Origin of the sequence: Flavobacterium sp. (assembly GCF_044348915.1) — a bacterium.
Lineage (GTDB): Bacteria > Bacteroidota > Bacteroidia > Flavobacteriales > Flavobacteriaceae > Flavobacterium.
Genome location: NZ_JBIKRX010000016.1, coordinates 39213 through 48699, shown reverse-complemented (window position 1 = coordinate 48699; position 9487 = coordinate 39213). Strand labels below are relative to the sequence as shown.

Annotated in this window: 11 protein-coding genes; 7 read left to right on the top strand and 4 right to left on the bottom strand. The window is 35.4% G+C overall.

The window, feature by feature from the left end; translation table 11 throughout:
* Positions 1 to 150: 150 nt before the first annotated feature.
* Positions 151 to 462, top strand: a complete 312-nt coding sequence (locus ACIQ1E_RS04780; RefSeq protein WP_396169181.1) for a hypothetical protein — start codon at positions 151 to 153, stop codon at positions 460 to 462.
* A gap of 212 nt (positions 463 to 674) precedes the next feature.
* On the opposite strand, the gene ACIQ1E_RS04775 is transcribed toward ACIQ1E_RS04780, so the two are convergent.
* Both ACIQ1E_RS04775 and ACIQ1E_RS04770 read right to left on the bottom strand, forming a co-directional pair.
* The gene (locus tag ACIQ1E_RS04775) at positions 675 to 977 is read right to left on the bottom strand and encodes a type II toxin-antitoxin system RelE/ParE family toxin (RefSeq protein ID WP_396169179.1); all 303 of its coding nucleotides are present in this window, start codon (positions 975 to 977) and stop codon (positions 675 to 677) included.
* Positions 974 to 1198, bottom strand: a complete 225-nt coding sequence (locus ACIQ1E_RS04770) for an addiction module component CHP02574 family protein (RefSeq protein ID WP_396169177.1) — start codon at positions 1196 to 1198, stop codon at positions 974 to 976. Before ACIQ1E_RS04770 ends, ACIQ1E_RS04775 begins: the two co-directional genes overlap by 4 nt.
* Positions 1199 to 1774: 576 nt before the next feature.
* Here ACIQ1E_RS04770 and ACIQ1E_RS04765 point away from each other — a divergent pair.
* The 3 genes from ACIQ1E_RS04765 (at position 1775) to ACIQ1E_RS04755 (ending at position 4228) form a co-directional block, all read left to right on the top strand.
* Entirely contained in the window at positions 1775 to 2311 is a 537-nt protein-coding gene (locus tag ACIQ1E_RS04765; RefSeq protein ID WP_396169175.1) for a DUF2975 domain-containing protein, read from the top strand.
* Positions 2312 to 2314: 3 nt separating this feature from the next.
* On the top strand, positions 2315 to 2527 hold the full coding sequence (locus ACIQ1E_RS04760; RefSeq protein ID WP_396169173.1) for a helix-turn-helix domain-containing protein: 213 nt from the start codon (positions 2315 to 2317) through the stop codon (positions 2525 to 2527).
* A gap of 150 nt (positions 2528 to 2677) precedes the next feature.
* Positions 2678 to 4228, top strand: a complete 1551-nt coding sequence (locus ACIQ1E_RS04755; protein ID WP_396169171.1) for a SulP family inorganic anion transporter — start codon at positions 2678 to 2680, stop codon at positions 4226 to 4228.
* A 22-nt stretch (positions 4229 to 4250) separates the two neighbouring features.
* On the opposite strand, the gene ACIQ1E_RS04750 is transcribed toward ACIQ1E_RS04755, so the two are convergent.
* Both ACIQ1E_RS04750 and ACIQ1E_RS04745 read right to left on the bottom strand, forming a co-directional pair.
* Positions 4251 to 5030, bottom strand: coding sequence for a sulfite exporter TauE/SafE family protein (locus ACIQ1E_RS04750; RefSeq protein WP_396169170.1), 780 nt, complete (start codon positions 5028 to 5030; stop codon positions 4251 to 4253).
* Positions 5031 to 5313: 283 nt separating this feature from the next.
* Positions 5314 to 6381, bottom strand: a complete 1068-nt coding sequence (locus ACIQ1E_RS04745; protein ID WP_396169168.1) for an AI-2E family transporter — start codon at positions 6379 to 6381, stop codon at positions 5314 to 5316.
* A gap of 97 nt (positions 6382 to 6478) precedes the next feature.
* Between ACIQ1E_RS04745 and ACIQ1E_RS04740 the strand changes: the two genes are divergently transcribed.
* From ACIQ1E_RS04740 to ACIQ1E_RS04730, 3 genes are all read left to right on the top strand, one after another.
* Positions 6479 to 7906, top strand: a complete 1428-nt coding sequence (locus ACIQ1E_RS04740) for an L-serine ammonia-lyase (RefSeq protein ID WP_396169166.1) — start codon at positions 6479 to 6481, stop codon at positions 7904 to 7906.
* A 183-nt stretch (positions 7907 to 8089) separates the two neighbouring features.
* Positions 8090 to 8986 (top strand): YeiH family protein, encoded by an 897-nt coding sequence (locus tag ACIQ1E_RS04735; RefSeq protein WP_396169187.1) that lies wholly within the window; start codon positions 8090 to 8092, stop codon positions 8984 to 8986.
* A gap of 13 nt (positions 8987 to 8999) precedes the next feature.
* Positions 9000 to 9371: a DUF2809 domain-containing protein gene (locus ACIQ1E_RS04730; protein WP_396169164.1), complete on the top strand. Its 372-nt coding sequence runs from the start codon at positions 9000 to 9002 to the stop codon at positions 9369 to 9371.
* The last annotated feature ends 116 nt before the right edge of the window (positions 9372 to 9487 follow it).

Here is a 9487-nt window from a genome sequence, read left to right as displayed (position 1 = left end):
GATACAATAGAAGGTCAAATATGGGGACAATCTTCGATGTGTTAATGAAAAAGATGGTGAAATTTGAATAAATATCAATAAAATCAATAGATAACAAGGGTGCTCTAAGCGCCTATACCTATAAAATTAATAGTTGCACCAAAACTTTGGTTGAATGGAGCAGGAACAAAACATGATGGAGAAATTAAAATTGATTTAAATAACAAAGGTGAAAGAGCAACAATAATAGATTTTATATTAATCTCAGGTGACGTCACTCTTCACAGTAAATCTGTACCTTGGGATTTAGAAAAAAATAATTCTCGATATATTTTTGCTAGAAATAATTCTAAAAAAAGAATTAGTGAGTGTGAATATAAAATTGAAGTTTTATATGAAAATGCTTTGAAAAATTCTTTTAGTTGTATTTTAGTAGGTGTTGGCTCAAAAGTAAGCATTGTTTCTGACAATGAAAAAATATAAGTCCATCTGGTAACATCTGTATCTGTTGTAAAACCCCCGCTGCCCGAAGTGTCCCCACTGGTGCTCGATTGCATCGAGTACTTACTTAAATCAATAATCAAATCGTAGCGTTTGCAACGCGTTTTACCCCAGACCCCGCTACCCGAAGTCGTGAGGTTGCTATGCGAAGTTTTTTATTGATATTATTTAGTTTGATTTTTTCTTATGTCATTCTATAATCTTTTAACCCATTTATCAGGCGATATTGAGGTATGAAAGATGCCGAGGATAGTAATAGTTTTGGTATTTTCGTTAAGGTGATAATGTACTCCATAAGGAAAAATTGCAGTGTAGGCAGTTCTTACGGTTTTGTATTTCACCTCAAACAATAAAGGATTTTTAATAAGGTAGCTGAGTGTAATTTTAACTTCGTTTGCGAATCGTTTTTCTAAGCCTTTTTGCTGACTTCTGTACCAATCTTTGGCTTGCAAAACATCATTTTTAACTTCTTTGTGGTTGATTACCGTATAATTCATTCTGCGTCCAAAACTTTAAAAAGTTCGTCGATAGGTTCTAATTTATCTGGATTGTTTACATCAGCTAAACGAATATCAAGCATATCCTTTTGCCATTGAGGCAATTCTTGGTCAACATTCTCAATATTGGGATAGTGTTTTTTTATATTTTCCCAATCTTCAATCGGAATAAAAACGCCCGTTGGCAATCCGTTATAATCTTGTATAATTTGTGTTTTCATAATACAAAAAATTTACTTTTTCCAAATTTACAAAAAAACTATTACCTACAAAGATTTTTAAATGGAGTTTAAATGTCAAACCGCGACTGATTCTGACAACGGAACGGGAGCAATAACTTGTAAACCTATCCAATCAAATACCATTTATTCCATCCATAACTTCTTTAAGCAGGCGTAAATTTTTTAGTTTAGCCTGCTCCACAATGTCTCCGACTTTGAGGATGTGTTCGTCAGTCTGTGACTGACATAAAATTAAACCCAAAATAAAGTCGGTTGGAAATCGTAAATCACTACCTCAAAGTCGGTTCCGATAGCTATCTGAATTGTGGAAGCTTATACTAAAATCCTTAGAGTACAATCCAAACTTTCACCACAATCAATTATTGATTCAAAAAATATTTGTCTTTTATAGTTATATATTTATTGTTATTCAATAAATATTTATTATATTTGCTGAATAATTTTAAATTATGAAATAATTATGAAATCGCCATTAACAAAAAGTTTACGCAAGTAAACACCAATAAACAAAAGGCGATAACATATATGACAACTAACAAATAAACATTTACATATATGAAAGCAAAAAACAACTTTGTATTTATTGTGCTACAAATTGTAGCTTGGATTATTTTTGTAGGCTTGTGCATTGAAGCCGGTGCTTTATTGGTCAATTTTGCATTTAGTATTTTCAAACCAGAAGTCGTCGGTAATTTATACGAAAAAATGGATTTAAGCGCCTTGTACAATAGCAGTCACTGGGTATTTTATGGAATGTATAGTTTTGTTTTAATCCTTTCGATTCTTAAATGCATTTTATTTTATATTGTTATTGATCTTCTGCTCAAGTTAGATCTTGAAAAACCGTTCAATACTTTTGTTTCTACAAAAATTACTCGTTTGAGCAATATGACATTTGCTATTGGGCTTGTGAGCTTTATCGGTCGTGAGGTTGGAAAAAACTGGCAACATCGCGGATACGAAATCGAACCTTTGAATAAATTTTTTGTCGATAGTCAAGCCTTTATTTTGATGGCAGCAGTGCTTTATGTTATTGCCCTTATTTTCAAAAAAGGAGTCGAATTGCAATCGGAAAACGAATTTACAATCTAAGATATGGCAATTATAGTAAACTTAGATGTAATGATGGCGCGGCGTAAAATGTCGCTTAACGAACTATCTAGTAAAATCGATTTGACATTGTCTAACCTTTCTATCTTAAAAACAGGAAAGGCAAAAGCTGTTCGATTCAGTACTTTGGAAGCGATTTGCAAAGCGCTGAATTGCCAACCTGGAGATATTTTAGAATACATTGAGGATGAAGTATAAAACCTGAGTCATCATCAACTTGGTTCAAAAAACAAAGTTTCTTGTATTATTAAAATCAACGGAGAGCTATTCAAAACATATGAATATTTAGTGTGCTAAATTCAAAAGTACCTCTATAAAATTCTTACCTTTGGGCATAATTTTCATAAAATGAATAGAGCACTCAAGTACTATAGAATTATCTGGTTTAAACACGATTTACCCGCTGGACTTTCCGTTTTTTTAGTTGCATTACCGCTTTGTTTGGGAATAGCCTTGGCCTCAGGCGCACCGCTTTACTCTGGGATTCTTTCCGGGATCATTGGTGGATTGGTAGTTTCATTAGCGAGTGGTTCTCAATTGGCTGTTTCAGGTCCTGCAGCAGGCTTGACGACTATGGTTGCAGCAGCCATTATTTCGTTGGGCGATTACAAACTTTTTCTCCTCGCGGTAGTCATTGCGGGTCTTTTTCAAATAATTCTGGGATTGCTTAAACTGGGCACGATTGCCAATTATTTCCCGTCCTCGGTCATCAAAGGAATGTTGGCAGCCATTGGAATCATTCTAATTTCGAAACAAATACCTTTAGCATTAGGATACGACAAACCCGACTTTTGGACCAGTGGGTTCATTCAGTTGTTTTCGCCTGACAATTTTCTGGGCAATATCAAAAACTTTAATTATCACATTACCAGAGGAGCCATTCTGATTACTACCGTTTCAATTGCGGTACTTGTCATTCTGCAGCAGCCCTTTGCCAAAAAATTAAAAATTATTCCCGCTCCGCTTTTGGTTGTAATTATTGGAGTAATTACCAATATTGTATTCACGAATATTACATCGGATTATTCGCTTAGATCAACGCAATTGGTTTCGATCCCCTTGAATATTTTCGAAAGCATCACTTTTCCAGATTTTTCACAACTATTTTCTTCTTCTGAAATTTGGCAACACGGTATTCTTATCGGTTTATTAGCCTCATTAGAAACCTTGCTTTGTATTGAGGCAGTTGACAAATTAGACAAACGCAACCGCATCACACCTGTAAATCGTGAACTTGTTGCTCAAGGAATTGGAAATATGACTTGTGGATTATTAGGGGCAATACCGATGACGGCGGTAGTAGTAAGAGGTTCTGCTAATGTACACGCTGGAGCAAGAACCAAACTTTCGGCTTTTACACACGGATTGTTTTTATTATTAGCGGTTTTATTAGTTCCTTTTTTATTGAATAAAATACCCTATGCTTCACTAGCTTCTATTTTATTAATTACAGGATTCAACCTGACAAAACCAAGTTTGTACAGCAATATGTGGAGTTTGGGACGCAAACAGTTTATTCCATTTATGATCACTATTGTGGTAATTCTTTCTACTGATTTGCTGATTGGAGTAAGCATAGGCTTATTGATATCAATCTATTATATTATTCACAGTAACTTCAAAGTAGAATATAAAATAAGTCTTACTCGTCATCACGGCATCGAAACGCAATACATAAAACTGAATAATAATGTGACTTTCCTAAACAAAGTCAAACTAAGAAAAGCATTAGACGAAGTTCCTGAATATTGTATTCTCACCATCGACGGAAGTGAAAGTCGCCAAATTGACTATGATATTTTAGAGATCATTAGTGAATTTAAAAGAAAAGCCAAAGACAGACACATTGAACTGCACTTAATCAATATCGGCAGCGTAAAAGTAATGGCAGTAAAATAAAAGGCTTTTGTTATTTTTGATATCAGGCAACCAACTTGAATCCTACATAAAACAACATCATGGCGATGGCATTTCTAAGAAATAAATCAGGCAATTTTCCGCTGAGTAGGCTACCAATATAGATTCCTGGCAATGAACCTGCTAACAAATACCCTAAAACAGTAAAATCCATATGTCCAAGCGAGGCATGCCCTAAGCCAGCAACCAAAGTTAAAGGAACAGCGTGCGCAATCTCGGTACCAACCAATTTTGGGGTTGGCAAAAGAGGATACAAGAAAAACAAAGTAACTGTTCCCAAAGCACCAGCACCAATCGAAGTAAGAGTTACGGTAGCTCCTAACAAAACACCTATTGCAACGGTCAAGAAATTCTGAGTTTTGCTTTCGCTATGAAACTTATCTCCAGCGTGTTTCTGAGAAAAAGCAAGGAGTCTCTTTTTGAAAATAATAGCTATAGAAGTAAATAGCAGAGCCCAACCTAAACTAAATTTTATCGTTTTGTTCAAAACGTCAATATCAGTTTTCAAGTTAGAAAGTATCCACAAGGTTAGTAAAGCTGCGGGAACACTCCCAAGAGTAAGCCAACCAGTAATAGTCCAATTAATATTTTTTTTCTTGTTGTGTACAAATACACCACCTGATTTTGTAATCGCAGCATATATTAAATCGGTTCCTACTGCAGTTGATGCTGGTATTCCAAACCACAACAAAATTGGCGTCATCAATGATCCTCCTCCTACTCCTGTCATCCCCACAATAAAACCAACAACCAATCCTGCAATTATTAACCCTACTAAATCCATAGATATTATATTATATTTTGCAAATTTATAGTAATTGCAATACAAAGCAAGAACTTTTTAAAATTTTTTAAAGTTCGTTGAAGCCTAAGAACAGAGATATTAAACTTAAAATTAACATCATAACCTAAGAAAAAAACACAATCAATACCACATTCGTAAAAATTGAAAAATATACTATTGAAAAAGCAAATAATTAAGAGTTATTGTAGAAAAGTAATAATTCTATAGACTAGGTATAATTTAAAAAATAATTCACATTCGAACTAAGAAAATTTAATAGAAATCAGTTTTCGGTATCTAACCAAGAAATGAAAAGCTTATAACCAATTGTTAGCACAATAGCTCCTAGAAATAAGCCAATAAAACCATTGTACAAAAAACCTCCAATGGCGCCTAAAAAGATTACAAGCATCGGTGCCGGTGCATTTCTTCCTAATAAAATAGGTTTTAAAACATTATCTGACACAAGAGTGATTCCAATCCAAATAGCCAAAATTACTGCAGTAGTTGTATCCGAAACAGAAAACATATAAATGACAACCGGTATTGCTATTGGCCCCACACCTATTTGAACAATAGCTAAAATGAGACACAAAATAGTCCATAAGCCTGCAAAGGGAACACCCGCAAGAAAAAAACCAACACCAATCATCGCTGCTTGAATAAATGCCACTCCAAGAATACCTTTGACAACATTCCGAATGGTTATCACCGTTATTTCTGCGAAATTTTCGCTGTTTTTACCCACTAATTTTCCAACTATTTTTTTGGTTACAGCTTCTGACGAATCAGCATAAACTAATAAAACTCCTGCAATAATAATAGAGACTATAAAGGATATAATTCCTTTGCTAAACCCAGCTAATGCTAATAACAATAATGCACCATATTCTTTTATTTCGTCGGAATATTTCAAAACAGCATCTTGTAAATTATCTGAAGCCAATTGCCAGATATCAATAATAGGTTTGGTTATTGCTGGCCAATTATCTGTTGTTCCTCCTGGAGGCGGAATTAAGTGTTCCCCGCTATTAAAAGCATCTCGAAAATGATTTACTCCTTCATAAAGAGAATAAATAATCAGTCCACTGGGAATAATTATAAAGCTCAACAAAAGTAAAGTAAGTACAACAACTGCAAAAATCTTTCTGCCTCTAAAAATTCTTTCAAAAAATACATGCACAGGATAAATAGCAATTGCAATAACAACCGCCCACACCAAAATGAGCACAAATGGTTTTAAAATATCAAAACACCACATCAATAAAACACCTAATACGCCAAGTCGAATAATCGTATCTACAATTTTTTCGAAATTATAATTTGTTGTGTTGGATTGGTTGGGTTCCATTTGTTAATTTTTATGAGTTAATATTATGTAAATATATAAAAGTAGAACGAAAAAATAGAACACAATCTTCTATATTTGTCCAACTAAATTTTCTCCTATGGAAGAGTGTATTTCGGTTTTTGATATGCTAAAGATTGGTGTTGGACCATCGAGTTCGCACACTCTAGGCCCTTGGCGAGCTGCAGAACGCTTTTTGTCAGAATTGCGAGCCAATGACAAATTTGAACTGGTAAACTCCATTCAAGTCGATTTATATGGTTCACTTTCCTTGACCGGAAAAGGCCATGCCACTGACCTGGCGATTATGTTAGGTTTAAGTGGACAAGATCCAGAATATATACCGATTCAGAATATTGAATCCATTATTTCAGCCATAAAAGAGAAACACATTCTTAAATTAGGAAACGAAATAGAAATTCCCTTTTTCTTTGAAGAAGATATCATTTTCAATAGAAACTTCCTCCCTTTTCACGCGAATGGATTGACTTTTACGGCTAGTTTCCTAGACACTTCTGAATACTCATCGACCTACTACTCCATCGGCGGTGGATTTGTTGTTGTCGAAGAACGCGTCAATGCCAAGAAAAAACTGCAGATCAAATGTGCTTTTCCGTTCCCGATTCAAAATGCGGATGAATTGTTAAATTACACTTTAAACCTAAACAAAAGCATTTCGGAAGTAGTTTATGAAAACGAAAAATCCATGCGTTCCGAAGAAGATATTCATCACGAGTTAATCCGGATTTGGAGCACCATGCTCGAATGTATGTACATCGGTTGCCATTCCGAAGGAATTCTTCCTGGCGGATTGAATGTACGCCGAAGAGCATTCGATATGCACCAACACCTCATAGGTTCTGCCCATTATGATTCGCCACAATCTTGGTTGGAACAGATTCGCTTAACAGAGGTAAAATTTCGCCAAATCCTGAAATGGGTTTCGTGTTTTGCCTTGGCTGTCAATGAAGTCAATGCGGCTTTAGGTCGAGTCGTAACTGCACCAACCAACGGAAGTGCGGGTGTAATTCCAGCCGTTTTGATGTATTATTTGGTCATCGAAAACCACAACGCAGGCGAAAAAGAAATCATACAATTCTTGATGGTTGCCGGAGAAATTGGCAGTATTTTCAAAAAAGGTTCTACCATTTCGGCAGCAATGGGTGGTTGTCAGGCAGAAATTGGGGTTTCCTCAGCGATGGCAGCAGCAGCGCTCTGCGAATTGATGGGCGGGACACCCGCTCAAGTTTTGATGGCCGCCGAAATCGCCATGGAACATCATCTGGGATTGACTTGTGATCCTGTGGGCGGTTTGGTCCAAATTCCGTGTATCGAAAGAAATACAATGGGGGCTATCAAAGCCATAAATGCCGCAGAATTAGCCTTAGAAACCGACCCTAAAAACGCAAAAGTACCTTTGGATAAAGTCATTGACACAATGTGGCAAACCGCCAAAGATATGAACAACAAATACAAAGAAACTTCTGAAGGCGGATTGGCAGTAGCAGTAAATATGGCGGATTGTTAGAAGATTGAACAATAAGTAAACTTCAATAACCAAAATTTTGTAAAATTCAATTTCTTTACTAAAATTTTATTGCTGTCCTTTGCAATTATAAAAAAGAAACTCGTGCATCAGACTAACCCAGAAGAGCACCCAGCAAAAAAAAGCATACTCGATAAAACCATTACCACTCGGGAGGTCATCTTTATGTTTTTTGTAGTGTTATGCTTGTCGCCACTAATCTCTCCTCCTGTTGCTTTGCTGATGGGATTGATCATTGCCCAGTTTATTGGTCATCCCTATCTGAATTTAAATCACAAAGCCACTCATATTTTATTGCAAGTTTCAGTTGTTGGCTTGGGCTTTGGGATGAATGTCAACAGTGCTTTAGAAGCGGGGAAAGAAGGATTCATTTTTACCATTGTTTCTATTGTGGGCACCATCATTATTGGAGTTTTACTTGGCAAGCTGCTTAAAATTGATGATAAGATTTCGTATTTAATTGCAACAGGAACCGCAATTTGTGGCGGAAGTGCTATTGCAGCTATTTCGCCAGTTATTAAAGCAAATGAAAAACAAATTTCAGTGGCTTTAGGAACTATTTTCATTTTCAATTCGGTAGCTTTAGTACTTTTTCCTATAGTTGGTCATTACCTGAATCTATCCGAAAGTCAATTTGGATTGTGGTGCGCCATCGCCATTCACGATACAAGTTCAGTAGTTGGAGCAGCCGAAAAATATGGCCCTCACGCTCTAGAAGTGGCAACAACTATAAAATTAGCCCGTGCTTTATGGATTATTCCTATTGCTTTTTTATCGACTTTAATCTTCAAAAGCAAAGAAACAAAAATTAAAATCCCGTATTTCATTGGCCTTTTTGTTTTGGCAATGATTGCAAATACGTATATTCCATTAGTTCAAAATTATAGCCATTACATCACTAGCTTCGCTAAAGCCACATTGACGTTGACGCTCTTCCTAATTGGTTGTGGTTTGTCAAAAAAAGTACTGGTTTCCGTTGGTTTCAAACCTTTAGTGCAAGGCATTCTAATTTGGATCATCATTTCAGCCGCAACATTATGGGCCATTTACTCATTGGTTTAATACAAATTTTATTGTGCTAAAAAACAGCCGAATACAATACTTTATTTCAACACTAATTGTAATTGCTCTTGGGATCACTTCTAGAAAAATAATAGGAGTTCCAACATTTTTTGGAGATGTACTTTATGCCGTAATGATATATTTTGGAGTTCGATTGGTGTTCATCCATTTAAGTATACAAAAGGCAGCATTTCTTGCTTTATCTTTTTGTTTCTACATCGAATTTCTTCAGCTCTATCAAGCCGAATGGATGTTGGAAATCCGAAACACAACATTGGGACATTATGTTTTAGGACAAGGTTTTCTTTGGAGTGATTTGGTATTTTACACACTTGGAATCGCAATTGCTTTTTTAATGGATTTTAAAATAATTAAAACAAGTTAAAGCCCGATTCACCTGAACAATATCGCCTTTAAAGATTTGACATTTAAAAGTAGTTATTTCCTTTGATTTTAGATTATTTGACTAATTTTGCATTTCAAATTAAATTATCAAAAAAA